15 protein-coding genes are annotated in these 26,110 nt (G+C 69.7%); 9 read left to right on the top strand and 6 right to left on the bottom strand.

Going from position 1 to position 26,110, the window contains the following annotated elements; translation table 11 throughout:
• Nucleotides 1–152 precede the first annotated feature (152 nt).
• Nucleotides 153–3,740, top strand: coding sequence for a PD40 domain-containing protein (locus D7Y04_RS17060; RefSeq protein WP_121759993.1), 3,588 nt, complete (start codon nucleotides 153–155; stop codon nucleotides 3,738–3,740).
• 45 nt (nucleotides 3,741–3,785) lie between these two features.
• On the opposite strand, the gene D7Y04_RS17065 is transcribed toward D7Y04_RS17060, so the two are convergent.
• Nucleotides 3,786–4,259: a hypothetical protein gene (locus tag D7Y04_RS17065; protein WP_233597370.1), complete on the bottom strand. Its 474-nt coding sequence runs from the start codon at nucleotides 4,257–4,259 to the stop codon at nucleotides 3,786–3,788.
• A 314-nt stretch (nucleotides 4,260–4,573) separates the two neighbouring features.
• Here D7Y04_RS17065 and D7Y04_RS17070 point away from each other — a divergent pair, with 314 nt between their 5' ends.
• Complete coding sequence (locus D7Y04_RS17070) at nucleotides 4,574–6,409, top strand: CotH kinase family protein (RefSeq protein WP_121759994.1); 1,836 nt, start codon at nucleotides 4,574–4,576, stop codon at nucleotides 6,407–6,409.
• Nucleotides 6,410–6,412: 3 nt separating this feature from the next.
• On the opposite strand, the gene pbpC is transcribed toward D7Y04_RS17070, so the two are convergent.
• Both pbpC and D7Y04_RS17080 read right to left on the bottom strand, forming a co-directional pair.
• The gene (gene pbpC, locus D7Y04_RS17075; RefSeq protein WP_121759995.1) at nucleotides 6,413–8,773 is read right to left on the bottom strand and encodes a penicillin-binding protein 1C; all 2,361 of its coding nucleotides are present in this window, start codon (nucleotides 8,771–8,773) and stop codon (nucleotides 6,413–6,415) included.
• Nucleotides 8,774–8,778: 5 nt separating this feature from the next.
• Nucleotides 8,779–14,493: an Ig-like domain-containing alpha-2-macroglobulin family protein gene (locus D7Y04_RS17080; protein ID WP_121759996.1), complete on the bottom strand. Its 5,715-nt coding sequence runs from the start codon at nucleotides 14,491–14,493 to the stop codon at nucleotides 8,779–8,781.
• A gap of 272 nt (nucleotides 14,494–14,765) precedes the next feature.
• Here D7Y04_RS17080 and D7Y04_RS17085 point away from each other — a divergent pair, with 272 nt between their 5' ends.
• The 4 genes from D7Y04_RS17085 (at nucleotide 14,766) to sthA (ending at nucleotide 18,109) form a co-directional block, all read left to right on the top strand.
• Nucleotides 14,766–15,497: an RNA methyltransferase gene (locus D7Y04_RS17085; RefSeq protein ID WP_120581713.1), complete on the top strand. Its 732-nt coding sequence runs from the start codon at nucleotides 14,766–14,768 to the stop codon at nucleotides 15,495–15,497.
• A gap of 94 nt (nucleotides 15,498–15,591) precedes the next feature.
• On the top strand, nucleotides 15,592–15,819 hold the full coding sequence (locus D7Y04_RS17090; protein WP_014398446.1) for a hypothetical protein: 228 nt from the start codon (nucleotides 15,592–15,594) through the stop codon (nucleotides 15,817–15,819).
• Between the two features lie 46 nt (nucleotides 15,820–15,865).
• Nucleotides 15,866–16,660: a pseudouridine synthase gene (locus D7Y04_RS17095; RefSeq protein WP_121759998.1), complete on the top strand. Its 795-nt coding sequence runs from the start codon at nucleotides 15,866–15,868 to the stop codon at nucleotides 16,658–16,660.
• A gap of 45 nt (nucleotides 16,661–16,705) precedes the next feature.
• A complete protein-coding gene (gene sthA, locus D7Y04_RS17100; RefSeq protein ID WP_121759999.1) occupies nucleotides 16,706–18,109 on the top strand; it encodes a Si-specific NAD(P)(+) transhydrogenase in 1,404 nt (467 codons plus the stop codon).
• Nucleotides 18,110–18,137: 28 nt separating this feature from the next.
• On the opposite strand, the gene D7Y04_RS17105 is transcribed toward sthA, so the two are convergent.
• Both D7Y04_RS17105 and D7Y04_RS17110 read right to left on the bottom strand, forming a co-directional pair.
• The gene (locus D7Y04_RS17105) at nucleotides 18,138–18,476 is read right to left on the bottom strand and encodes a hypothetical protein (RefSeq protein WP_121760000.1); all 339 of its coding nucleotides are present in this window, start codon (nucleotides 18,474–18,476) and stop codon (nucleotides 18,138–18,140) included.
• A 9-nt stretch (nucleotides 18,477–18,485) separates the two neighbouring features.
• Nucleotides 18,486–18,848, bottom strand: a complete 363-nt coding sequence (locus tag D7Y04_RS17110; protein WP_121760001.1) for a nuclear transport factor 2 family protein — start codon at nucleotides 18,846–18,848, stop codon at nucleotides 18,486–18,488.
• Between the two features lie 158 nt (nucleotides 18,849–19,006).
• Between D7Y04_RS17110 and fusA the strand changes: the two genes are divergently transcribed.
• From fusA to D7Y04_RS17125, 3 genes are all read left to right on the top strand, one after another.
• Nucleotides 19,007–21,124, top strand: a complete 2,118-nt coding sequence (fusA, locus tag D7Y04_RS17115) for an elongation factor G (RefSeq protein WP_121760002.1) — start codon at nucleotides 19,007–19,009, stop codon at nucleotides 21,122–21,124.
• A 105-nt stretch (nucleotides 21,125–21,229) separates the two neighbouring features.
• Complete coding sequence (locus D7Y04_RS17120; RefSeq protein WP_121760003.1) at nucleotides 21,230–23,167, top strand: ABC-F family ATP-binding cassette domain-containing protein; 1,938 nt, start codon at nucleotides 21,230–21,232, stop codon at nucleotides 23,165–23,167.
• A gap of 202 nt (nucleotides 23,168–23,369) precedes the next feature.
• Nucleotides 23,370–24,191: a flagellar motor protein MotB gene (locus tag D7Y04_RS17125; protein ID WP_233601466.1), complete on the top strand. Its 822-nt coding sequence runs from the start codon at nucleotides 23,370–23,372 to the stop codon at nucleotides 24,189–24,191.
• Nucleotides 24,192–24,200: 9 nt separating this feature from the next.
• Here the strand turns inward: D7Y04_RS17125 and D7Y04_RS17130 are convergent, their stop codons facing one another.
• Nucleotides 24,201–26,096 (bottom strand): OPT family oligopeptide transporter, encoded by a 1,896-nt coding sequence (locus D7Y04_RS17130; RefSeq protein ID WP_121760005.1) that lies wholly within the window; start codon nucleotides 26,094–26,096, stop codon nucleotides 24,201–24,203.
• Nucleotides 26,097–26,110 lie beyond the last annotated feature (14 nt).

Raw genomic sequence — 26,110 nt, forward strand, 5'->3', positions numbered from 1 at the left:
CGCCAAGTCCCCCGGCGTGTACAGAGGGAGAAGCACCGGGACGTCCACCGCAACGCAAAGAAACAAAAGGACCGCTTGTGCGTTTCCGGTGGGAGAGGGAGCCTTCCGCCAGGCCCCTGATAGCCTGTCTCCTCGCCGTACCGAGGTGCTTTTTGAACCCCCGTCCGCACGTCATCGCCGTGCTGCTGGCCCTGCTCCTGCCGGAGCTCGCGCTGGCCCAGGTCTTCGTCGTTCCCCGCCGCGCGGGGAAGACGCCCGTGAACAGCTTCGAGTTCGAGTGGCGGCATGTCGACATCCTCGTGGGCCCCGCCGCCACCGGCCTGGCGAAGCCCGCGGACCACACCGCGCATGAGAATCCTCCCGGCACGCAGGGCGGCGCAAATCCGCAGGCGCCCACCACGTCGCCCCAGACGGGCGACCCGCAGTCTCCGCCGGGCGGCCCGGAGGTCACCCCTTCCGGCAACGTGACCATGGCGCCGCCGGGTGAGCGGACGCGCCCGACCGATGGCATCGCGCTCGACATGGGCGCGTCCGACGCTGGCATCCCTCCGACCGTCACGGGCCTGCCTGACGGCGGCATCCCGCCCCCGGGAGTGGTGGCGCTGGTGGACGGCGGCACGGTGGGCGACGCGGGCACGCTGGCGGGCGTCACCAGCGAGGACGGCGGCGCGGTGTTCTCCGGCGCGCCGCTGATGCTGGGAGGCGGCACGGACGGCGGCTTCAAATACACCTACGCGAAGGACCTGGGCGCGAAGACGGGCGGTGTGCGCTTCTACTTCTACGAGCGCGAGCGCGAGGTGGCCGAGCGGGCCGCGCCCATCGTCGAGGAGGCGTACCGGTACCTGGTGGATCAGTTCAAGTACGTCCCCACGGAGACGTTCCCGTACATCCTCTACAGCAGCTACGCGGAGTTCCTGCAGACGAACGTGTTCGCGGTCTCCGAGGGCACGCTGGGCGTCACCTCCACCGAGGACCTGAAGCTGTCCCTGCCGTACCTGGGCGACCACCACCTCTTCGAGGAGGTCAGCACGCACGAACTGGCGCACCAGTTCACCATCCAGAAGGTGCGCACCGTGGCCGAGCAGGCCAAGACGTTCGGCGACCCGCTGGGCGGCTATCCGCTGTGGTTCATCGAAGGTCTGGCGGAGTTCTACGCCAAGCGCGGCCTGGACCCCGAAGCCGAGATGATGGTGCGGGACCTGCTGGTGAACCCGGACCTGATGAAGGGCTATGCCTTCCTCGACTTCTTCTCCCCCGGGCCGTACGGCTACCTGTGGATCTACAAGGTCGGTCAGGCGCGCGTGGCGTTCCTGGAGGACGAATACGGCGCGGGCATCACCCAGCGGCTGCTGGAGGAGGCGCCCCGGCTGGTGGGCGGCTCGCGCGATTCCCCGTCGCTCAAGTTCGAGGAACTGCTGGAGCGGCTGACGGGGGATGATCCCAAGCGCATCTCCGCGCGGTTCGAGAACTGGCTGAAGCGCCGGGCGTTCAAGACGTACCTGGACTCGTCGCAGACGGCGCCCGCGCTGGACTCGATTGGCGAGACGCCGGGAATCGTGACGGCGATGGCCAGTGGTCCGGACGGCAACGTGCTGGCGCTGCGCACCATCATTCCGGAGACGGGCGAGAGCCGGCTGTACCTCACGGATCCGCGCACGCCGGGCAAGACGGTGAAGGTGGCGGGCGACGGCGTGCCGGGCGTGGAGTCCCTGCACCCGGTGTCCGGCCGCAACTTCGCGCTGACCAAGGACAAGCTCGCGTTCGTGGCGGAGCGCACCGGACGCGACGTGCTGTACGTGCAGGACTACGTGCACATCTCCGAGAAGCGGTCCACGGACGTGCTGGTGCGCCGGTCGGCCGTGCGCACGGGCATTGGCACGGAGGTGGGCCTCAACGTGAAGCTGGAGACGGGCGACCGGCGCGCGTACCGCGTCGACAAGCAGGGCGTGCTGGCCATCTACTCGCCGGCCTTCTCTCCGGACGGCCGCTACGTCGCGTTCATCGGCATCAACGACACGGGCCTGCGCGACGTGTACCTGGTGGACCTCACGCAGGGCGAGGACGCGAAGATCCGCAAGCTCACCGACGACGTCTTCGCCGAGCGCCAGGTCACCTGGGGCCCGTCCGGCATCATCTACACGTCCGACGCGACTTCGCACCGCAAGTACAACCTCTTCCGCATCAAGCCGGACGCGCCGGTGGGACAATCCGAGCGCCTCACCAGCGAGGACCGCGACGAGGCGGATCCGCTGGCGCTGCCGGACGGCCGCGTGTTCTTCGTGGCCTTCAACAAGAGCAGCTCCGACCTGCACGAGCGGCTGGCGGATGGCCGCATCGTGCGCCGCACCGACCTGACGACGGGCGTCTTCGAGCCGGGCCCCGGCCCCGACGGCGGCCTGTGGATGCTCTTCCACATGAGCGGTGAGCGGAAGCCGTCCCTGCTGCGTCCGCCGCGCATGCTATCGCTGGAGAGCCCCAAGGAGCCGGTGGCGGATCCGCCCTCCCCCATGGCGCTCAAGCCGCTCACCGACGCGCAGGCCTACAGGCCCTTCACGCGCGAGAACATCGAGCTGGGGCCCATCTTCGGCTTCGCTGGCGCGGGCGGTGGCGGCTTCGTGGGCCAGGTGTTCGCGTCCGCGTCCGACCGGCTTCGCGACCACCAGATGGTCCTGACGCTGGCGGTGTACGGCTCCTTCGAGTTGACGGACGGCCTGCTGCTCTACGTCAACGACGAGAAGCGCACCACGTGGGGCGCCGGTCTGTTCCAGTCGCTGCGCTTCCGCGTGGACAAGACGTTCGACAACCTGCCGCCGGAGCAGCGGCCGTTCTTCGTGTCGTCGGAGCGTTACTTCGGCGCGTTGGGCAGCCTGCGCTACCCGCTCAGCACCTTCTTCTACGTCCAGGGCGACCTGAGCATCGGCGGCACGAAGTACTTCCTGGATGACTACAGCGAGTTCTACCTGGCGTTCCCGGAGCGCAACGAGTCGAACATGGAGCTCCTGTCCGCGTGGCGCGCGGACAACCAGCACATCCGTTTCCAGACGGAGCTGAGCGGGCGCGTCGGCTACGACAGCATCAAGTACCACTACGCGACGGGGCCGCTCGCGGGCAGCTCCGTGCTGCTGGAGGCCACCGCCGGCGTGCAGCCCTTCGACGGGCAGGCGTACGGCAACCTGCGCCTGGACGCGGAGCGGTACTTCCCCATCTATGGCCGCACCAACTTCTTCGCGCGCCTGGGCGCGGGCACCACGGCGGGCGGCCGCTACGCGCGCTCCTACTATCTGTCCAGCTTCGACACCCTGCGCGGCGTGAACTTCGGCGACGAGCGGTGGCTGCTGGGCCAGCACTTCGTCTACTCCACGCTGGAGGCGCAGCTGCCCCTCAACGACATCATCCGGGTGGCCTTCCTGAGCGACCTGGAGGCCATCGCCGCGGTGGACATGGGCGGCGTGGGTGACGGCGCGAGGGACCTCTGGGACCACCGCGTGCTCAACGCCGTCGTCGGCTTCAACCTGTCGCTGGGGCCCCTGCTGCTGCGCCTGCACTTCGCGAAGCCCTTCGACATCAACGCCGCCGCGGGTATGCCCGACGAGGGCTGGGTGACGAACTTCTCCATCGGCGTCGCCGGCCTCAACGGCTTCTTCGACACCAAGGGCGACCGCAGGCCCGGCTCTTCCACGCCGGGCCCCGCGCTGATGCCTGCCCTGGGCGGCGGCTACACCACGCCCATGGCGCACTGAGGTCCAGGGCGCGCTTCCCTCTTCGCGGGGAAGCGCGCTCTTGTGTCAGGACTGCGCGGCGACGAGGGCGGCGTTGGCGCGAGCCAGCGGCCCCCCGTCGTTGGGGATGCGCTCGAAGTCCCCACGCAGGGCCTTGATGGCGAACTTCTCCAAATCAATCTCCCGGCGGGTGCGTACGCCCAGCCCCCGCACCAGCACGGAGAGGGGCCCAAAGCCGGTGAGGCCGTGCTGGAGGAGCAGGGCCAGGGTGATTCCGCCGAGCACTCGCCAGCCCCGGCCGGACCTACGGCCCAGCAGCAGGCCGCCGAGCGCCAGCGCGGGGACGCCCACGACCAGGGTGCGGTGCACGTCCCATTCGTGCTCCAGCTTTTCGAGGTACCGGCTCATCTCCGAGCGGTCCCCCTGCTCCGCCATGTAGCGGACACACGACTCCACATGGGCGTCGATGCGCCGGTTCATCGTGGAAGGCGCGTGGGCGCGCACGGCATCGGTCGAGGTCTGGTTCCAGGACTCCATCATCGCTCCCTTGACGGACTTGGGCCGTCCTCCAGCCTGCTCTCAAGAAAGCTAGGTCCGGCGGTCGTGTCCGTGCACAGCGCGGCGTTCCGTGGCCTTTGCCCGGTTGCTCGCCCCGGGGGGCGATGACGCCTGCCTCCCCTGTTCTGGAGGGCAGGCGGGCAGGCCTCACGCGGTCCGGCAGAGGCTCCTGGAGAGGGCAGGCGAGCATTCCGGGGAGGGAAAGAGTTTTCCATTCGCTGGGTGATCCAGCGCCCTTGTTTCGCCCCGTGGCCTTCCTGGCAGGGAGGCATGGGGCTTGCTCAGGGGGTAGGACGATGATGCGCCTACGACTCCTGATCAGTCTCTCGATGCTGCTGGCCGCATGTGGTGCCGGAACGTCGAATCCCGATGACCCACAGCCCTCCGTGACCGACCCCGGCATCACGGACCCCAACACTCCGGACTCCGGTGCGGACGCGGGCTCCTCGGACGCGGGGACCCCGGATGCGGGGGCTTCCGACGGCGGCTCCGTGGATGCGGGCACCGACCCCGGGGATGGCGGGAGCGCGGATGCCGGCACGGATCCGCAGCCCGTTCCGGAGGTGGAGCGGCCCTACACGCTGCCGAAGCTCCAGACGACGGTGCCGGAGTACGCGCTGATCATGCCTCCGGAGGTGCTGGAGAAGTTCATCAACGACCCGTGGACGGAGGAGCAGGACGCGACGTTCCAGGCGAACGGCAAGACGTTCCCGGTGAAGGTGCGGCTGCGCGGAGCCTCCGCGCGCTTCTTCGACAAGAAGAGCTGGAACGTCAGCTTCGCGGACAAGGACAAGTTCGAGGGCCGCACGTCGCTCAACCTCGTCGCCGAGTACGCCGACGCGTCGATGATCGCGGAGAAGATCTCCTATGACCTGCTGGCGGCGATGCGGGTGCCGGCGTCGAAGGCGACGTTCGTGCGGCTCTCCGTGAACGGCCAGTACGAGGGCGTGTTCCTGGAGGTGGAGCAGGTCAACAAGGCCTTCGTGAAGGCGCGGCAGTTCCCGGACGACGACGCGTCCATCTACCGCGCGGGCTGGAAGGACACGGAGTTCAAGACGTGGAAGGTGCCCTACCAGGGCGACTGGGTGAAGAAGACGAACGAGAGCGAGCCCGACGACGCGCTGTGGGACGTGCTGGACGTCATCAACCACACGCCGGAGCCGCAGCTGGTGGCCGCGCTGGAGAAGAACCTGGAGGTTGAGTCCTACGTGCGCTCCATGGTGTTGGACGCGCTGATGTCCAACAACTACGTGGAGGACTCCGAGAGCTACTTCATGCACGACGACATCACGGGGCGCTGGCGCTACGTGCCGTGGGATCTGAACAACGTCGATGCTCGCTGGTGGCACGAGAACACCGTCGCGGACCAGTCCGCCTCCACGAAGAACATGAAGCACCCGCTGTTCAGCTTCACGCTGCTGGATGGCTGGGTGGAGAAGATGTACCAGCAGCGCAAGCTGGAGCAGGGCAGCTACCCGGGCTACCTGCCGGCGTTCTCCAACATGGGCACGCGCGTGGTGCTGAACCCCGTGCTGCGCTCCCGTCTGGAGGCGCGGCTGGACAAGGCGCTGGACGAGGTCTTCACCTCGGCGGTGATGAACCCGTACATCGACCAGCTCCATGCGTTGATCAACGCGTCCATGCAGCAGGACCCGTACATGGACTACGCGAAGTTCAGCGCGGGCAAGGCGTACATGAAGCGCTTCGTGCAGGTGCGCCGCGAGTTCGTGATGGCGGAGGTGAATCGGCTGAAGGCGGCTCAGTCCACGCTGGTGATGGAGGCGTTCGACCCGCGCGCGGGCTGGGTGGAGGTGGCCAACCACGGCACGCAGGCCGTGTCGCTCCAGGGCATGACGCTGACCACGAACCTGCGGGTGAACCTGGCGGGCGGTGACTACGCGCCCACCATCGTGAAGGCCCCCATGGGCGCGGTGCTGGGCAACACGACGGTGGCGCCGGGCCAGACGGTGCGGATCACGGCCACCTCGCTGGGCATCACCTTCCCCGCCAAGGGCGAGGTGGGCCTGTTCGACGGCACGTCGGTGGTGGGCGTGAAGGACGCGCTGTTCTACGGCGAGCTGCCCGCGGGCAAGCACTACGCCCGCGGCGCGGAGGGCTGGGAGGTGCGCTGAGCCCTACTGCCGCTCGCGCACCACCAGGGTGCGGCGAGCGGTGAGGCCGCGGTCGTCGGTGACGAGGATGTCGTGCGTGCCCACGCTCGGCTTCCACCACAGGCGCTCCGCGGCCTTCGCCGTTCCCAGGACGGCGCCGTCCACGAACCACGTCAGCTCCCGGTCGTGCGCGGCCTCCGCCTCCAGGGGGATCTTCTGCTCCTCCGTGTTCATGCCCGGGATGAGCAGCGCCACCGTCCCTTCCGGCGGCGAGAGGATGGTCGGCGTGTCTCGCTCGCCTCCCGCGACGCAGCCGGGTGCCAGGGGCGGCGGTTCAGGCAACTGACGCTGCTGCTCCGCGAGCCACCGCCGCAGGCTGGACGGCCAGGTCAGGTACACGCGCGACTCCGTCTTGCGCCCGTCCCGGCACCCAGGCCCCACCGCCAGCCCCGTCGTCACGTCCACCTCCACGCGGTGGTGGTACGGACACGGCGTCGTCGGCACCGCCGTGCGCACCGCGTCCACCCGCTTGCGCTGCGTGCACGCGTCCGTGGGCAGGTGCCCCGAGTACGCGCACACCTCCACGCTCACCAGGTCCTTCGGCGGCGCGGCGTCCTCCTCCTGCACCGCCGTGCCTCGCGGGCCGATGCCCTCCAGGATGTCGAAGAGCAGCGGGGCCGCGTTCTCCGCTCCCACCAGGTGCACGCTCGACGCGTGGTCGAAGTTGCCCAGCCACACCACCGCCGTGTGCTTCGGACCCGAGCCCGCCGCCCACGCATCCCGGTTGCCGAAGCTCGTTCCCGTCTTCCAGTGCACCCGCGCCGGCAACCCTGTGAGCCGCCGCCGCTCCGGGAAGTCCGGCCGGTCCCTCAACGCCAACGCCTGTCGCGTCAGCCACGACGCTCCCGGCGACACCAACGCCTGGGCCTTCTTCGGCGCCGTGTCCTGCGCCAGCACCCGCAGCGGACGCACCTGCCCATCTCCCGCCAGCGCCAGGTACACGCCCGTCAACTCCAGCGGCGACAGCTCCAATCCGCCCACCGCCGCGGACAGGCCGTAGTGCCCCGGCCGTGGATCCAGGCTGGTGACTCCCGCCTGCCTCAGTGAGCCCAGGAAGCCCTCCACGCCCAGCCGCTCCAACAGCCTCACGAACGGCAGGTTGAGCGACTGCGACAGCGCGGACTCCATCCGCACCAGCCCCAGGAACCGCCCGTCGAAGTTGCGCGGCTGGTAGCCGCCGTACGCCATGGGGATGTCCGGCACCAGCGTCTCCGGCCCCACCAGTCCCTGATCAATCCCCAGCGCATACAGCAGCGGCTTGAGCGCCGACCCTGGCGAGCGCGGCGTGGCGAAGCCGATGATCTGTCCGCCGTGCTGGGCATCGAAGAAGTTGAAGTTCCCCACCAGCGCGCGCACCTCGCCCGTCTCCCGATCCGCCACCACCGCCGCGCCGTTGTGGATGCCCTGCCGGTCCAACCGCCGGGCCGCTTCGCCCAGCGTGCGCTCCACGAAGCGCTGCGTGCCCGCGTCCAGCGTCGTCGCCAGCCACGTCTCTCCGGGCCGCTTCGACTTGAGCCACACGGCCGCGTGCGGTGCTTCCCGAGGAAACGGCGTGAGCACGTCCGGCACCGTCGTCGCCCGCACCTCCGCCAGCACCGTGTCGGACGCAACGCCCTCCACGGCCAGCCCTCCGGACTCCAGGAGCCTCCGGGCAATGTCGTCCCGGGCCGAGCGCAGCCGGTCCTGGTTCTCCGGCGACGGGAAGCGCCGGTTCGGGTTCTGCGGCACCGCCAGCAGCGTGGCGATCTCCGCCGGGCTCAGGTGTTGGGCGGTGTGCCCGAAGTACGCGAGCGCCGCCGCCTCCACGCCCTCCACGTTGCGCCCGTAGGGCACGAACTGGAGATACGCCTCCAGCACCTCCTGCTTGGACAACCGCGCCTCCAACTGGGCGGCGCGGAACGACTCAATCACCTTCGAGGTGAACGTGCGGGGACGGGGCTCCAGCACGCGCACCAACTGCATCGTCAACGTGGAGGCTCCCGACACCCGCCGCCCCCGGCTCAGGTTGAGACCGAGGGCGCGCAGGGCCGCGAGTGGATCCACGCCCGGGTGCTGGAAGAACCGCTTGTCCTCCAGCGCCAGGAGGGCGCGGACATAGGCCCGGTCGATGCGGTCCTTCGGCGCGGGGATGCGCCACCGCTCGTCCGGGGCGAGGAAGACGTACGCGGGCGACCCGTCCCGGTACGCCATCACCACCGAGGGAGGCGCCGCCAACCGCTCCGGCAGCGGCACCCACCAGGCCGCCACGAGGCCCGTGCCCAACAGCACGAGCCCCGCCAGCGCCACCCCTACCCACTTCCTCACGTTGAAACGCACGCGACGCATGGGGCCTAGAGCAGGTCGTCCTTCCAGGGACCCGTCACCTGCACCGTGCCCGCGGCATCCCGGGCCCAGAGCGAGGAGTCGTACATCGCTTCCGCCTCCGCGGACGGCAGGGTGAAGCTGCCCGCCGTCACCGCGCGCACCGCGTAGACGAGCTTCTTCGTCTCGTGGGCCTGCAACGCGCCGAACGCCTCCATGCGGTCATCGCGCACGTTCACGTAGTCGGCGGCCCAGAGCGAATCCGCGTCCACCCAGTCCACGCTGCCGCCGCGCCCCAGGCGGGCGTTTTCGATCTCCCAGCCCGCCGGCAGCCGGTCCACCAGCGCGATGTTCTGCACGCGCTCGCCCCGGGTGTTGGTCACCTCCAGCTCCACGTAGATGAGGTCCGCCAGCTTCACCGGCTGCGCCTTCATGTCCAGCGCGGTGCCGTCCAGCGAGCGCCAGGTGCGCTTGAGCGTCAGCCCCTCGCCCCCCACCTTCACTTCGGGCGTGGTGCGCACGCCCTCGCTGTTGAGGATGAGGTACACGCTGCCGCTGCCCTTCTCCTTCAGGTCCAGCGACACGCTGGCGCGCTCACTGGCGCGGGCCAGGGACCACGTGCGATCCGACACGCGCGAGTCCTTCTCCGCGACGGGCGTCACCGTCTTGCCCGCCACCGTGAGCGTGGGCGGCGAGAAGCTGGTCGCGGTGCCCTGCAGCCGCTTGCCCAGGCCGGTGATGCCCCAGACCAGCTCCTGCGTGGAGTAGTACGCCGACGTGCGGGACGACAGCGCCGTCGCCACCATGCGCGCCAGGGGTTCCCCTTCCGGCGCGTCGCCGAAGAGGTCCTGGAAGGTGCTGAGCATCATCCCGCGACGGCGCCGATCCGAGTAGAACGACCAGTTGTTGTGACGGTCATCGGTGACGGTGGACACGTCCGGGTTGCGCAGCTCCTTCTCGTAGCGGCGGTCGCCGGACAGCCACAGCGCGGCCTTGAGCAGGTACAGGTCCTCCTGCTCTTCGCCGCCGAGCGCGGCCTTCTTCGCCGCCGTCTCCAGCGCGCTCACCATCGCCTGCGCCCGCGCCTTGCGCCCCTTGCCCGCCACCGCGAGCACGTAGTGCATGTACGCCTCCGAGTGCTGGCCGTAGTGGTCGTCCTGCCCCACGCGGCCCTCCTTCCGGGTCAGCTCGTCACCCATCCACGCGAGCGCGCTGTCCACGCGGTCGTCCGGCACCGGGTACTTCAGCTTGCGCGCGTCCAGCAGCATGTGCGTCGCGTAGGCCGTGCCCCAGGCCATCGGCTCCGTCTGGCCCGGCCAGTACGCGAAGCCACCCGAGGCCGTCTGCATGGACAGCACCCGGTTGATGCCCGACTGCACCATGTCCTCCACCTTCGCCGTGGAGACCAGCGTCGGATCCACGCGCTCCACCAGCTGGCTCACGAACAGCAGCGGGCGGGTGGAGGACGTCGTCTGCTCGATGCAGCCGTACGGGTAGCGCACCAGGTACGAGAGGTGCTGGAGCGACTTCGCGTAGGGATTGTTCGTCACCCAGACGTTGGTGCGCTCCGTGGTGGGCACCCAGCCCGCGAGCAGCGCCTTCAGGTCCGTGGTGCCCGCCGCCAGTTCCACCTGCTGGATCTTGCGCTCACGGGGACCGGCGGGAGACAGCGGCACGTCCAGCTGCTCGCGCGACGTGTAGCCACCGCCCTCCACCGTCACCACCAGCCGCGCCGCGCCCACGGACTGCACCGCGCGGCCCTGGAAGACGAAGGTGCGGGACTTGCCGTCCTCCAACTTCGCGCGGCCCTCGCTCTTGCCCTTGAGCTCCAGCGGCGAGCCCAAGCCCTCCGGCATCGCGAGCCCCGGCACCGCCAGCGACTCCGAGGACAGCGACACCTTCACGTCCTGCGCCTTGCCGGACAGGTTGGTGACGAAGACCGGGATTTGGATCTCGTCGTTCTGGGTGAGGAAGCGCGGCAGCGTCGTCTGGAGCACCAGCGGGTCGCGCACCAACACCTGCGCGCTGGCCCGGCCGATCCGCTTGGCCCCCGCCGTCACCACCATCACGCGCACCGCGCCCCGGTACTGCGGCAGCTTGAAGGGCACCTTCAGCTTGCCGTTGGCGGGAACCTCCACGACGCCGCTCCACAGGGCCACGGGCTTCACCGGCTGCACGCGGCCTTCGGCGCCGCCCTCGTCACCACCGGTGGAGCTGGAGTTGCCGCCCGGCGGAACCAGGAGCGCCCAGCCCACCGTCTCGTAGGTCTGGATGCCCAGCGCGCGCCGCGTGAAGATCTCCTTCAGCGGATCCGGGCTCTGGAAGCGCGTGAGGGACAGGATGCCCTCGTCCACCACCGCCACGGTGGCGAAGGTGGGGCCCTCCACGCCCTCCACCGAGACGTCCACGGTGAGCGTGTCGTTGCTGCGGACCTCCTTGGGCACCGTCAGCGCGACGGCCTGGGTGAAGTCCACCGGCTCCAGCGCGATGCTGCCCACGCCGAAGGCGCGGTCGGGCATGAACGCCTGGGCGGATTCCAGGTGCGGGTCCTTCACCAGGAACGCGCTCACGTACACGTTGGGCGCGTACTCGGACGGCGTGAACGACCAGGACACCTCGCCGGGCTCCACCTGCTTCCACGCGGTGGTGAGCACACGGTCGGTCTCCACCGTGAAGAGGACGCGGCCCCGGTAGGGCGCCTTCATCTTCACGGTGAGGGCCTCGCCCACCCTGCCCTTGGCGGGCAGCGAAATATCCAACGCCGTGGGCTTCAGGGGCCGCGGCGTCTGGTCCACGCGCGAGCCCTCGCCCCACCAGTAGTAGCGACCCTCGCCTTCGATGGCGAGGTCCGTCTGGGTGTTGCCCGCGCGAGCGCGCACGAGGTAGCCCGCGCCGTCGCGGCCCGGCAGCACCGTGGCGGTGAAGCGGCCGTTCTCCACCTTCACCGTCGTCTCGCCCTCACGCTGCGGGCGCAGGTAGCGCTGGTAGCGCTCGTAGCCGGATTCCTCGTCGTAGTAGTAGCCGTAGTTCTCCTCGAGCAACTGGTACTCCAGCTGCACCGTCTTCGGCGCCTTGCCGTCGGTGAAGGGCTGGCCGTTCCAGTCCACCACCACGCCCGTCAGCGTGAAGGGCGTGGCCGCCTTCACCTTCTGCGTGTTGGCCTGGAGGCCCAGGTAGTACGCCTCCGGATGCACGGGCACGGTGGCCTCACCGATGGTGGAGCGGCCGCTGCCGGACTCGAAGACGCTGGCCACCGCGGACAGCCGCGCCGCGCCCTTCATGGGGCCGGATGCCGCCTGCGCCGGGCAGTTGAGAAGCGCATGCCCCTTGGCGTCGAGCGTGCCCTTCACCTGGCCCAGCGTCACGGGCCGGGGCAGGTTGCCGTCCTGGCGCCAGACGCCGTAGGTGTACTGGGCGTTCTGCTTGGGCTTGAAGGCCACGGACTCCAGCCGGCACGTCATCTCCACCGGGCTGCCCTCCGCGGAGCCGCCGAAGAGATACGCGGCCTCCACGCCCACCGGAATCTCCGTGCCCTGCACGTAGCCCGACGCGGTGGTGCTGGCCGTCACCTTCATGCGTTCCGGGACGAACTCCTCCACGTTCACCGCGTAGGAGGCCAGGTCGCGGTCCGCCACCTTGAGGCGCACCCAGTAGTGGCCCGTGTCCTGGAACGCCGCGAAGGCCTGGTCGAAGGCCACGAGCCCCGCCGCGTTCGTCTTCAGCGTCACCTTGCGGATTTCGCGCTCGCGCGGGTCGATGACGCGCACCTCCACCGGCATGCCCACCGGCGGCGCCAGGTTGTCCTGGCCGCGCAACACCGCGGCCACGTGCGCGGTGTCACCGGGGCGGTACACGCCGCGGTCGGACCAGATGGAAGCGCGGTAGGGCTGCTCGGCGCGGTACGGCTCGCCCTGCACGTCCGAGTTGGCGATCTCCGTCTTCAGCTCGTCGTACTTGAGGTACGTCAGCTCGTCGCCCTTGCGCGCCACCAGCGCGAACGGGGCGCTCTCATCCACGCCGGGCGCGGGGACCTTCAGCTGGCAGCCCGCATCGCCCTGCGTGGTGCAGCGGGCCACGGCCTGGCCGCTCTTCTTCACCAGCGACACCTCCACGCCGGCCAGGGGCTCCGTGCTCTCCAGGCCCAGGGCCCAGACCCACACCTCGCCGGAGTCCTTGGAGCCCACGGCGGGACCACCGCGCTTGGCCACGAGGCTCAGGTCGGTGAGCAGGATGCGGGCGGCGGCCTTGTAGTCACCGCGCTCGGCGACGATTTCCACCAGGCCGCGCGTGTTCGCGGGCACCAGCGACGCCACGTCGATGTACGTGGTGAGCAGCGCGTCCGGCGTGGACTTGAGCGGCACCGCCTTGCGCACCAGCACGTTGCTCGTCCGCTCGTCGGCGCTCTCCGAGTAGTCGCTGCCCATCCAGAAGACGAGGTTCTCCGGCGGGATGTTGCGCACCGTGAGCGTCACCTCTTCCAGGTTGAGGTGCTGCAGGGGCAGGTTGCGCCACGCGCTGCGCGGCAGGTAGCGGCCGTTGGCGTTGAAGCGCACCTGGGACTGGCGCGCGGGCACGGAGAAGCCGCGCGACCAGGCGCCCATGAGCGTGCCGCCGCCCACGGAGAGCGTTCCCTCCGCGATGGAGAGCGTGTGCGGGCCGCGCTTGAAGTCACCGAAGATGCGGAAGCCGCGCCGCGACGGAGCCACGGTGAACTTCACCTTCGGCTTGAAGCGGATGGCGTCCTGGGCCACCGCGTCGCTCAGCGAGCAGCCCTTGTTGTCGTCGTTGTAGTAGTACGAGTCCCACTGCTCGTCGGTGGGGCTCGCCTCGGCGTCGGCCGCCACGTCGCGGCAGCTCACCTCGTAGAAGTGGCCGCTGGAGCCCTCCTGGAGGCTCACATAGGTGATGTCCAGGCGCTTGCCACCGTTCAGCATGACGGTGCCCGTGGCCGCGGGCGCCTGCACGGTGGAGACGCCCCCCGCCGCCGTCAGCCCCTCGCGCAGCGCGAACTGCACCGTCGCGCCGGGCTTGAGCTTCGGGTGGGTGAGCGCCACGGACAGCGAGTTGCGCGTGTCCGCGCGGGTGCTCCACTTCACGTCGCTGATGACGGCGTCACCCACGCGGAAGCTGGTGCGGGAGCGCACGGCGGCCAGGTCCACCGGGCCGGAGAAGTCCACGTTCGCCTCCACGCGGTTCTTCAGCAGGTCCATGCGCGTGGGGTAGATCTGGGCGAACTTGAAGGCGTAGGTCGTGAAGTTGTAGCGCCACTCGCGCGCGGACGAAGGCTTGATGATGCCCGCGTCGGTGTTCACCGCGTCCACGGACACCGTGTACGTCGTGCCGGCGGCGAAGCCCGTGGACGGAGTGAAGAGCAGCGACGAGGGGCCCGTCCACCGCAGGCTGCCCCCGACCTCCGGAGACACCGTGACGATGCTGCCGTCGACGCTCTCGTAGCGCGGGCGCACCGGCAGCGCGAACTCGATGACCACGCCCGTGGGCACGGCGTTCTCGCTGGCCAGTTCGTGGATGACGGGCGTGAGCTTCGCGGCCTGCACCGGAGCGGGAGTGGACGGGGACGTCGCGCTGGCGGCGGGCGCCTCGGTGGACGCGGGGGTGGCGGGCGGCGTCTTCGCGGGCTCTTGCTGGCAGCCGGCGGCGAGCGCACCCACGAGCAACGCCGGCAAGAGCCAGCGGGCACGGGGAGCGCGCGCGGCCTTCGGCGGGACAGCGGACTGCGGGGACATGTTTCCTCCAGGAGGTGGCGGCGGAACCGATTTCATTCCGCGTGCCGTGCGTGGTGCTCTCGGAGGCGCACGGGAAGTGCGGCCCGGCGACCACGTGCCGGCGCTCCCCCGTGCGCGTCCGCGGGCCCACAGGGTGTCCAGGCAGCCACACTCGCGGGTGGCTTGCTGGACGCGCGCGGGACGCGGGATTTCGCGGTGCAGACTGGCGGTGAGACACCTCGGCGGTCAACTGGGGTCCCTGCCCGGCGCATGCGGCGGTAGGGTGCGCGGCCATGGTGCTGCCCGTCCGATTCGTCCTCATGCGCCCGCGCAACGCGGAGAACCTGGGTGCCGCCGCTCGCGCCCTGAAGAACTGCGGCCTGTCCGACTGGGCCTGGGTGACGCCGGAGGTGGAGGACCTGGGACCCGCCCACCGGCTCGCGGTGCATGCGGAGGACGTGCTGGGTGGGGTGAAGCGGCCGGACACGCTGGACGCGGCGGTGTCCGACTGCGTCTGGGTGGTGGGGACCAGCTCCCGCAAGGTGGAGGGCAAACGCCGCCTGTCTCCAAGGGCCGTGGGAGAGGAGCTGGTGGCGAGGGCGAAGCAGGGGCCGGTGGCGCTCGTCTTCGGGGATGAGCGAAGCGGCCTCACCAACGCGGAGGTGGAGCGCTGCCACGACCTGTCTGCGGTGCCCACCGCGCCGGAGCAGCCCTCCATCAACCTGGCGCAGGCGGTGCTGCTCTACGCCTACGAGGTCCGCATGGCGCACCTGGCGGACACCGCGCCGCCGCCGGGTCCCCTGCCCCTGGCCGCCACGGACGCGGAGCTGGCCCGGGTGGAGGCGACGCTGGAGACGCTCCTGGGCGCGGGCGGCTTCCTCGTGGACGAAAAGCCCGGGCGCACGGCGGTGCGGGACCTGGTCGCGCCCCTGCGCCGCTCCCGGCTCACGCGCAACGAGGCCCGGCTCTGGCTGGCCGCGCTGCACACCGTGCGCAAGCATTTCCCGGGCAGGGACGACCCCTGAGCAGGCAGGGGGACACCCCACCCCTCGCGGCGGGATGCCCGCGCATCGCTACCTTTCCTGGAACGACCGAAGCCCTCACGGAAAGGAGCACCGCGTGAACCACATGCCCTACGAGTCGATGATCGTGGGAGGCACCGAGCCCGGCCCTGGCCGTCAGGCGCCAGCCCACGAAGAGGTTTTCGAGGAACCCGGCCGCACGCCCGGGACGGCGGAGGACGGCGGGCTGGAGGAGGAGTCCCACCGCATGGCGGACGGCGACGAGCCGGGCCCGACGCCGGGCTCCGCCGAGGGCGATGACCCCGACGAACCCGTCCGCCACTAACTGAAGGACACGCCGCCGCCTCAAGCGCGGCTACAGTGCCGCGCCCATGCCTCGCAAGCCCGAACGGCCCCCCAAGTCCCCGCCCCGCCCCAACCGCTGGGAGGGCAAGGAGAAGCCGGACTGGCTCTCCCGCGCGCTCGCCCGCGCGGGCGCCATGCCCCAGGACGAGGCCGACGCCGCCATCAAGGCGGGCCGTGTCACCGTCAACGGCCGCGTGGCGACCACGCCGCTGACGCCCGTGCCTCCCGACGCCGTCATCAAGGTGGACGGGCACCCGGTGCGCAAGGGAGCGCCCACGCACGTGCTGGCCTTCCACAAGCCCGCGGGGGTGCTGACCTCCACCGCGCGGCAGCACCGCACGGGCACGGTGTTCGAGCTGCTCCTGCCCCAGCTGCCCCTGGAGCTGAACCGCTTCACCTGGCACGCCGTGGGCCGGCTGGACGTGGACACCACGGGCCTGTTGCTCTTCACCAACGACGACAAGCTGGTGGCCCACGCCACGTCCCCGGAGACGAACCTGCCCAAGCGCTACGTGGCCACGGTGTTCAGCACCGCGGACGACGCGAAGGTGGAGCCGCTGCGCCAGGGGATGCTGCTGGATGATGGCCCCGCCCGCCCCGCCGTGGTGCGCGTGCGCGACGAGCACACGGTGGAGGTGATTCTCACCGAAGGCCGCCACCACCAGGTGAAGCGCATGCTGGGCGCCGTGGGGCTGCCCGCTCGCGCGCTTCACCGGGAGGCCGTGGGCGACATCACCCTGGAAGACATCCCCGAGGGCGGCTTCCGCCTCCTCACCGAGGAGGAGGTCCGCGAGAAGCTGAATTACTCGGGCCGGGACTGACTTCCGGGTGCCCTGGCCCCCCGGGGTGGGGTTAGGGTGCGGCCCATGGCGGACTTCGACCTGGTGGTCATCGGATCAGGCCCCGCGGGTGAATGGGGCGCGGTGCAGGCCTCTCTCGCGGGGAAGCGGGTGGCGGTGGTGGAGCGGGAGCCGGTGCTCGGCGGCACCGCGGCCAACACCGGCACCCTCCCCTCCAAGACGCTGCGCGAGACGGCGCTGCACCTGTCCGGCTTCAAGGCGCGCGGCCTCTACAGCGTGGACGCGACGCTGCGCCACGAGGCCACCGTCTCCGACTTCCTCTTCCGCGAGCGCCGCGTGAAGCAGATGGAGCGCGAGCGCATCCACAAGAACCTCCAGCGCCACGGCGTGACGCTGTTCCAGGGCGCCGGCTCCTTCGCGGACGCGCACACCGTCGCGGTGAAGCGCGACGGCGCGGAGGTCGCCCGGCTCACCGCCGGCACCGTCCTCATCGCCACCGGCTCCAGCCCGTACCGCCCGCCGCTGTACCCCTTCGGCGACCCGCGCGTGCACGACTCGGATGAAATCCTCGACATCACCACCCTGCCCCGCACGCTGGTGGTGGTGGGCGGTGGCGTCATCGGCTGCGAGTACGCGTGCATGTTCGCCGCGCTGGGCATCCCGGTGACGCTGGTGGAGGTGAAGAACGAGCTCCTGTCCTTCCTGGACGCCGAGGTCGGGCAGGTGCTGCGCGACTGCATGGAGACGCTGGGCGTGCGGCTGCGCCTGGGCCAGACGGTGGAGTCCGCGCACGTCCCGGAGTCCCACGAGGAGCCCATCCGCCTGAAGCTGTCCACCGGCGAGGTGCTGGAGGCGGATCAGGTGCTGGTCGCCTCCGGCCGCACCTCCAACACCGCGGGCCTGGGCATCGAGGCGCTGGGCGTGAAGCAGGGCAAGCGCGGCCAGATTGAAGTGGGGCTCGCGTACCAGACGGCCGTGCCGCACATCTACGCGGTGGGGGACGTCATCGGCTTCCCCGCGCTGGCCTCCACGTCCATGGAGCAGGCCCGCATCGCGGTGGAGCACGCCTTCGGCCCGGGCAAGCGCACGCTCACGCCCATCCTGCCCTACGGCATCTACACCATCCCGGAGGTGTCCATGGCCGGCGACACGGAGGAGTCCCTGCGCGCGCGCAGCGTCCCCTACGTGGTCGGCCGTGCCACCTTCGAAACCAACCCGCGCGGGCAGATCATCGGGGAGCGGCAGGGCCTGCTGAAGCTGCTCTTCCACCGCGACGACATGAAGCTTTTGGGCGTGCACGTGCTGGGCGAGCAGGCCTCGGAGCTGGTGCACGTGGGGCTCACCGCGCTGCTCACCGGCTCCACCGCGCAGCTCTTCGTGGAGACCTGCTTCAACTACCCGACGCTGTCGGAGGCCTACAAGGCCGCCACCTACGACGCGTTGGACCAGGTGCGGGTGAGCAGCACCTGATCCACCTCGGAGCCTCGACGGCCCGCGCCTAGCGCGAGTCCTTGAGGCTTCCCACCGTGAAGCCCGCCTCGCGCTGGGCCACCCGGTTCACGCCGTCCGCGGACACCCGGGCCAGCGGGGGCGCGGCGGCGGGCGATGGGGCCTTCGAGGCAGATGCCTTCTGAGCGGGCCCCTTGGAAGCGCCGCCCTGCCCCGTGGCGCCCTGGAGCAGCTCCCGGATGCGCTCCCAGCGCACCTTCTCCTCCGCCACCAGCCGCACCAGCTCCTCGCGGGCGGAGGCGTCCGGCAGGTCCGAGGCAGCCGCCGCCACCTTGTCCATGAAGGGCAGCAGGTATCCGAAGTCCCGTTCGAAATTGGGGGTCGCCATGGGGGCACCTTAGCCGTGGTAGACGCGCGACGCGACGATGCGCCCGCCCTTCACTTCCAGCACCTCTGCCACCGGCAGGGGGGCCTCGTTGGGCGCGTGGCGCAGGTACTCCATGAACACCCGGTCCCCGTCCGCCGTGAGGGCCGTCTCCTCGTAGCGCAGGCCCGGCAGCCGGGCGATCGCGTCCCTCCACCACTGCTCCAGAGCCGACCGGCCCACCAGGCGCCCGCCCGTCTCCGGGTGCAGGACGCGAATCTTGGGCGAGGTGTGTGTTGCATCCTCCGCGTACAGCGCCACCAGGGCCGTGACGTCGTGGGCGTTGAAGGCCTTGAGCCAGGCCCGGGCCAGTGAGAAGTTTTCGCTCGCGCTCATTGTTATGAGACCTCAGTCGGAACGGGGAACGGCGCAAAGTAGGCGGATGTACGCCCCGCGTCATGCGGATTTGTCTGGTAACTGGGTCCTGTGGGAAGTAAGGGCCCCGCCTGCTCTGTTCCCTCAGGCAATTTTTTCAATAGAAGAAGGACCGGATCGTGGCCTCCAACGTACCCATCGAGAAGATTCGTAACATCGGTATCTCTGCCCACATCGACTCGGGCAAGACGACGCTCTCCGAGCGCATCCTGTTCTATACGGGCAAGATCCACGAGATCCACGAGGTCCGCGGCAAGGACGGCGTGGGCGCGATCATGGACTCGATGGACCTGGAGCGTGAGAAGGGCATCACGATCCAGTCCGCCGCCACGTACGCGATGTGGGGCGACTTCAACATCAACCTGATCGACACCCCGGGACACGTGGACTTCACCATCGAGGTGGAGCGCGCGCTCCGCGTTCTCGACGGTGCCATCCTGGTGCTCTGCTCCGTGTCGGGCGTGCAGTCGCAGTCCATCACGGTGGACCGCCAGATGAAGCGCTACAAGGTTCCGCGCATCGCGTTCATCAACAAGATGGACCGCTCGGGCGCGAACTACGACCGCGTCGCCGCGCAGCTGAAGGAGAAGCTGGGCCACCACGCGGTGAAGCTCCAGTACCCCATCGGCGCGGAGGACCGCTTCCAGGGCCTCATCGACCTGCTCTCCATGAAGGCGTTCTACTTCGATGGTGAGAACGGCGAGAACGTGCGCGAGGAGGCCATCCCCGCCGACATGCTCGACGAGGCGAAGCTGCGCCGCGACGAGATGATCGAGGGCATCGCCAACGTCGATGACGTGCTGGGCGAGGCGTTCCTCATGGATCCGGGCGCCATCGACGAGGAGCAGCTCCGCGCCGCCGTGCGCCGGGCCACCATCGCGCTGAAGATGACGCCGGTGATGTGCGGCTCCGCGTACAAGAACAAGGGCGTGCAGCTGCTCCTGAACGCGGTGTGCAGCTACCTGCCCAACCCCAAGGAAGCGACCAACGAGGCCCTCGACCAGAAGAACAACGAGGCCAAGGTCATCCTAGAGTCGGACGCGAACAAGCCCTTCGTCGGCCTGGCGTTCAAGCTGGAAGACGGCCGCTACGGCCAGCTCACCTACATGCGCATCTACCAGGGCAAGGTGAGCAAGGGTGACTTCATCTTCAACCAGGTGAACCAGAAGAAGGTCAAGGTTCCCCGCATCGTCCGCATGCACGCGTCGGAAATGCACGACGTGAGCGAGGCCACGGCCGGCGACATCGTCGCGCTGTTCGGCATCGAGTGCGCCTCCGGCGACACGTTCACCGACGGCACCGTGAACTACACGATGACGTCCATGTTCGTGCCGGACGCGGTGATCTCCCTGGCGGTGACGCCGAAGAACCGCGACAAGCTGACCAACTTCTCCAAGGCGCTCAACCGCTTCCACAAGGAAGACCCCACCTTCCGCGTGCACCGTGACGAAGAGTCCGCGCAGACCATCATCAGCGGCATGGGCGAGCTCCACCTGGAGATCTACATCGAGCGCATGAAGCGCGAGTACGACTGCGAAGTGGTCGCCGGCAAGCCCCAGGTGGCGTACCGCGAGACCATCTCCCAGAAGGGCGAGTTCGCGTACACGCACAAGAAGCAGACCGGTGGTTCCGGTCAGTTCGCGCGCGTGTGCGGCTACGTGGAGCCCCTGCCCTCGGACGCCGTGCAGCAGTACGAGTTCGTGGACGACATCGTCGGTGGCTCCATCCCGCGCGAGTTCATCCCCGCGTGCGACAAGGGCTTCGCGGAGGCCGTGAAGAAGGGCAGCCTCATCGGCTTCCCCGTGGTGGGCCTGCGCGTGGTCATCAACGACGGCGCGTTCCACGCGGTGGACTCGTCCGAAATGGCGTTCAAGACGGCAGCCATCATGGGCTTCCGCGAGGGCTACGCCGCCGCCAAGCCGATCATCCTCGAGCCGATCATGAAGGTCGAAGTCACGGCTCCGGAGGACTTCCAGGGTTCCGTCGTCGGCCAGCTGAACCAGCGCCGCGGCACCATCATGGAGACGGGCACCGCCGAGGGCTACGTCACGGCCGTGGCGGAAGTGCCGCTGAACACGATGTTCGGCTACTCCACCGACCTGCGCTCCGCGACCCAGGGCAAGGGCGAGTTCACGATGGAGTTCGCCCGGTACTCGCCTGTGCCCCGCAACGAGGCGGAGGCCCTGATGGCGCAGTACAAGGAGAAGCAGGCCGCGGAGCAGGCTGCCCGCAAGTAGTCCGGGTGCCCACGCCGCACTGGCTGTAGGAAGGGCGCTCCCCGCTTCAAGTGGGGGGCGCCCTTTTGCTTTCTTCCGTCCCCCCTTTTCGAAAGGTTCCTTTCCGTGACGCTGCTTCGCGCCGCCAACGTCCAGCTCGCCTTCGGCAGCCGCACCGTCTTCGAGGGCCTCACCTTCACCATCGAGGAGGGCGAGCGCGTGGGCCTCGTGGGCGTCAACGGCTCCGGCAAGTCGTCCCTGATGAAGATTCTGGCCGGCGCGGCGAAGCCGGACCTGGGTGAGCTGCAGCTGCGCCGGGGCGCGCGCGTCACCTACCTGCCCCAGGAGCCGGAGTTCCCCGAAGGCGCCACCGTGCAGAGCGAGCTGGCCGTGTCGCAGGCGCCGCTGAAGGAGGCGCTGGACGCGCACGCGGAGCTGTCCCGGAAGCTGGAGGCGGACCCCGCGCACGCCACCCAGAAGATGCTGGAGCAGCTGTCCGCGCTGAGCGACCGGATTGAACAGGCGGGCGGCTGGGACACGGAGCACCACGCGAAGACGCTGTTGGACAGGCTGGGCGTGAAGGACTGGGACCGGCCGGTGGCGCAGCTGTCCGGAGGCCTGCGCAAGCGCGTGGCCATTGCCCGGGCGTTGCTCACGCGCCCGGACCTGCTGCTCTTGGACGAGCCCACCAACCACCTGGACGCGGACACCGTGGACTGGCTGGAGGACGAGCTGGACAAGCTGCCCGGGGCGCTGCTGCTCGTCACGCACGACCGCTACTTCCTGGACGACCTGGTGGACCGCATCGTCGAAATCCAGCCCGGCGGCGGCCTCATCTCCTACCCCGGCAACTACGCGGCCTACGTGGAGCAGAAGCTCGTGGCCCAGGAGAACGCGGAGACGGCGGAGCACAAGCGCGGACGCTGGATTGCCCAGGAGGTGGCGTGGCTGCGCAAGGGCCCGGAGGCGCGGCGCACCAAGAGCAAGGCCCGCATCGAACGGGCGCAGAAGCTGCTGGCGGAGAAGGGCTTCCAGCGCCCCAAGGTGGCGGACTTGAAGGTGGTGGCGGCGCCCCGGCTGGGCCACACCGTCATCGAGGCGGAAGGGCTGAAGAAGTCCTTCGGCGAGCGCAAGGTGCTGGACGGCGTGGACTTCCGCCTCCAGCGCGGCGAGCGCGTGGGCTTCCTGGGGCCCAACGGCGTGGGCAAGACGACCTTCCTGCGCGTGATGCTGGGCGAAATCCCGGCGGACAGCGGCAAGCTCGTCATCGGGAAGAACACCAAGGTCGCCTACTACGATCAGCAGCGCGCCCAGTTGGATCCGGAGCAGACGGTGTACGACGCGGCCTCCAACGGCGAGGACCACGTGGAGCTGGCGGACCGGAAGGTGGCCCTGCGCGACTACCTGGAGGACCTGCTCTTCCCGGTGCCCATGCAGCGCATGAAGGTGGGCGCGCTGTCCGGCGGTGAGCGCAACCGGCTGCTGCTGGCGCGGCTGTTCCTGGAAGGCGCCAACGTGCTGGTGCTGGACGAGCCCACCAACGACCTGGACATCGTCACCCTCAACATCCTGGAGCGCCTGCTCCTGGACTTCGCAGGCAGCACCCTGCTGGTGACGCACGACCGGTACTTCCTCGACAAGGTGGCCACCGCCATCCTCTCCTTCGACGGCGAGGGCAAGGTCACCCGCTACGAGGGCAACTACGACATGTACAAGCGGCTGCGCGAGCAGTCGCGGGCCGCCTCGCTCAAGGCCGCCGCGCTCAAGAAGGACGAGCCGAAGAAGGACGAGGCCCGCGAGGAGCCCGCCCAGAAGCCCGCGCAGAAGAAGCTCGGGAAGCTCTCCTACAAGGATCAGCGCGAGCTGGACGGCATGGAGGCCACCATCGAGGCCGCGGAGAAGCGCAAGGCGGAGCTGGAGGCGAAGCTGGCCGACCCCGCCGTCTACAGCCAGGGCTCCAAGGTGGCGGAAGTGAATCAGGCCCTGGAAGCCACCACCGCCGAGGTGGATCGGCTCTATACGCGTTGGCAGGAATTGCAGGACCTGGCGGCTGGAACTGCCTGACGCGGCGATATTTGCGCGGGGCAAACATCAATTGATGGCACCCGTGCATGATTTTCGGGCGGGGGGACTCTGGCTAGAGTCCGCGTCCCTCCGCCTCGGGAGTCGTCACGTGTTCCGTCCGGCCTCGGTCCTCGCCGCTGCCCTTCTGTCCGTCCCCTTTTCCGCCCACGCCCTGGAAAGCGGTCCCAAGAGTCCGCTGCCCATGTTTGACCTGCAACGGTTGCGCCTGGACCCGGCGGCCCTGGGCTCGCTGGTGGTGGGGACTGGACGGACGCTGGAGGCAGGGCAACTGCGTGTGGCGTTGAACTACCACTACGAGCAGCTGCCCCTGCACTTCCAGACGCGCTGGGAGCCCGGCGAGGGCACGGGCCTGGTGGAGAACAAGATGACCGCCCACCTGACGGTGGGCTTCGGCGTGCTGTCGTGGCTGGAGGTGGGCGGTGAGCTGCCCCTCGTCCTGACGCAGGGGGGAAAGCCCACGCTGGAGTACTACGGGCCGAATTCCGGGGGCATCGCCACGCCGTGGCTGACGGCCCGGGCCGCGGTGCTCCGCCAGACGAAGGGCGCGCCCATCAACCTCTCGGTGGGGTTCACCGCGGGACTGCCGGTGGGCAGCCGCGCGGCGCAGGCACACGAGGAATACGCGTGGCAGCCGCGTCTGCAATTGGGCTACGTGGGCGAGGGCTTCCAGGTGGGCGGCGAGGCCGGCATCTTCCTGCGCAAGCGCCAGGACCTGGGTCCCGTGTCCTACGACCCGAAAGACATCGCTGGCAATGAGCTGCGATTGGGCGCCACGGTGACGTCGCTCCACGGCGAGCTGACGCGCGGCGAGGTGAGCGTGCTCACGGGCATCCCGCTGAACGGAGGCCGGGTGGGGGCGGAGCTGCTCATCGCCATCCGCCGCCATGCCCTGTCCAGCCTGGACCTGTATGTGATGGGCGGCCCGGGCGTGGGCGCGGGGTTCGACACGCCCACCTTCCGCTTCGTCGCGGGCGTGTCCTGGGCCACCAGCAAGGTGGACTGAGCAGGCCCCCTACTTCGGCATGAAGCCGAAGGCCTTCACCATCGCGATGGCGATGCCCAACAGGCTTTCGCCCGCGATGAAGCCGGAGCTGACGGGCAGCACCGCGTCCTCCGCGAGCTTCGGCTTCACGCGCCGGAGGAACGCCGCCAGCGCCGCGCCCACGAAGAGGCTGATGGAGCTGGAGCCGGGGATGACGATGGCCAGCCCCAGGCCGGACGCGCTGGGGAGGAAGGCCTTCACCTTCGGGTGGGCCCAGCGCTCCAGCAGCACCAGCGTGATGCCCAGCAGCGCGCCGCACAGGGCGCCCACGCGCGCGGTGGGGTGCAGCGCGGACACGCCCGAGGCGAGCATCTTCGACACGCCAGCCCACACCATGGACGCGGGCGCGGGGAACTGCTCCGTGCCCAGCACGTCCGCGGTGGGCACCAGCAGCTTGAAGATGGGCACCACCACCATGGCGCCCGCGGCCACGCCGAACAGCTGCGCGAAGAACTGCTGACGCGGCGAAGCACCCAACAGCCACCCGGACTTCAGGTCCGTGAGCAGGTCCGCCGAGTGCAACCCCACGCCGCCCGTGGCGTTGGCGCTCATCACGTTGGCGGGGATGTTGCCCGGCGCCAGGCCTCCGAAGATGAGCTGCGTGACGGGGCCCAGGGCCTTGGTGGGCGTGGTGTCCGTCTCGCCCGTCACGCGCGACGCGATGACGCCCATCACCACCGCCAGGGGAAGCGCGAGCACGCCGGCCCACCAGGGAATCTGGAACAGGTAGGCCATGAGGAAGACGGCCACCGGGCCCAGGAGCCCGAAGCCCAGGGGGAACCACGCCGGGGGACACTCGATGTCCGCCAGCGGATCCTCGCGAGCGCCCTCCTTGGGCTTCATCCCCACCAGCCCGCCCAGCGCGGAGAACGAGCGCACCACGCTCTTCCACTGGAACGCGAACGACAGCAGGCCGGACGACACCAGCACCGCGGAGCCCGTCCACAGCGACCAGCTGTTGATGGCCTTGTACGTCACCTCCGGGATGACGCCCTGGGCGACCATGGCCGGCGCGAGGAAGCCGTAGTTGAGGATGGCGCCCAGCAACATGGACCAGCCGGTGCGGAAGTTCACCAGCGCGCCCGCGCCGATGAGCAGCAGGCTGAAGTCGAACGACAGGGACCACTTGCCCGCCTCGCGTCCGAGGATGCTGAACGGCAGGCTCACCTTCTCCGGCAGGTTCTTCAGCCAGGTGAAGCGCGCGTCGCGAACCAGCACCAGCAGCGCGCCCACCAGCCCCGCCAGGCCCAGCAGGCGCGACTTGCGGCGGGCCACCTCGCCGTGGCCGTGCAGCGCGCGGATGGTCTCCGCGGTGGCCGTGCCCGTGGGGAACGGGAGCGCTTCGATGTTGATGAGCTGGCGCTTGATGGGGATGGCGGCGAAGACACCCAGCGCGGAGATGACGGCGAACCACACCATCAGCCAGCCGGACGACGGCAGCGTGCCGGTGAGCATCAGCAGCGCGGGCACCGCCGCCATGTTGCCGCCGCCCGTCATGTAGCCCGCGGCGGACGCCACGGAGCCCATGGCGTTGTTCTCCAGGTCGGTGAACTCGTTGCGCAGCAGCTTCAGCGAGCGCAGCGTGCCGAACACCGCGAAGGCCAGGATGCACGCGGTGATGGTGACGCCCAGGCTCCAGCCCGTCTTGAGGATGACGTAGAGGTTGGACAGACACATCACCGCGCCAATGAGCATCCCGGCGATGACGGCGCGCACGGTGAGCTGCCGCGCGCCGCCCTGGTAGACGTGCTCCCGCCAGTACAGCTCCGGATCCATGGCCGCGGAGGCGCCGGGCCGTTCGGGGACGGCGCCGGGGTCGGGCGCGGGGACGCGGAGCTGGCTGGGGTTCGGAACGGGAGGAACCATGGGGGGCGCAAGAT

The sequence above is a fragment of the Corallococcus sp. AB038B genome, from assembly GCF_003668955.1.
Taxonomy (GTDB): Bacteria; Myxococcota; Myxococcia; order Myxococcales; family Myxococcaceae; genus Corallococcus; species Corallococcus exiguus.

What these genes read in the sequence shown, in the direction of transcription:
- D7Y04_RS17125 (WP_233601466.1), top strand. Translation starts at nt 23,370, where the DNA reads ATGTTTGACCTGCAACGGTTGCGCCTGGACCCGGCGGCCCTGGGCTCG.
- D7Y04_RS17130 (WP_121760005.1), bottom strand. Translation starts at nt 26,096, where the DNA reads ATGGTTCCTCCCGTTCCGAACCCCAGCCAGCTCCGCGTCCCCGCGCCC.
- D7Y04_RS17065 (WP_233597370.1), bottom strand. Translation starts at nt 4,259, where the DNA reads ATGATGGAGTCCTGGAACCAGACCTCGACCGATGCCGTGCGCGCCCAC.
- D7Y04_RS17105 (WP_121760000.1), bottom strand. Translation starts at nt 18,476, where the DNA reads ATGGCGACCCCCAATTTCGAACGGGACTTCGGATACCTGCTGCCCTTC.
- D7Y04_RS17095 (WP_121759998.1), top strand. Translation starts at nt 15,866, where the DNA reads ATGCCTCGCAAGCCCGAACGGCCCCCCAAGTCCCCGCCCCGCCCCAAC.
- D7Y04_RS17085 (WP_120581713.1), top strand. Translation starts at nt 14,766, where the DNA reads ATGGTGCTGCCCGTCCGATTCGTCCTCATGCGCCCGCGCAACGCGGAG.
- pbpC (WP_121759995.1), bottom strand. Translation starts at nt 8,773, where the DNA reads ATGCGTCGCGTGCGTTTCAACGTGAGGAAGTGGGTAGGGGTGGCGCTG.
- D7Y04_RS17070 (WP_121759994.1), top strand. Translation starts at nt 4,574, where the DNA reads ATGATGCGCCTACGACTCCTGATCAGTCTCTCGATGCTGCTGGCCGCA.
- D7Y04_RS17080 (WP_121759996.1), bottom strand. Translation starts at nt 14,493, where the DNA reads ATGTCCCCGCAGTCCGCTGTCCCGCCGAAGGCCGCGCGCGCTCCCCGT.
- sthA (WP_121759999.1), top strand. Translation starts at nt 16,706, where the DNA reads ATGGCGGACTTCGACCTGGTGGTCATCGGATCAGGCCCCGCGGGTGAA.
- D7Y04_RS17110 (WP_121760001.1), bottom strand. Translation starts at nt 18,848, where the DNA reads ATGAGCGCGAGCGAAAACTTCTCACTGGCCCGGGCCTGGCTCAAGGCC.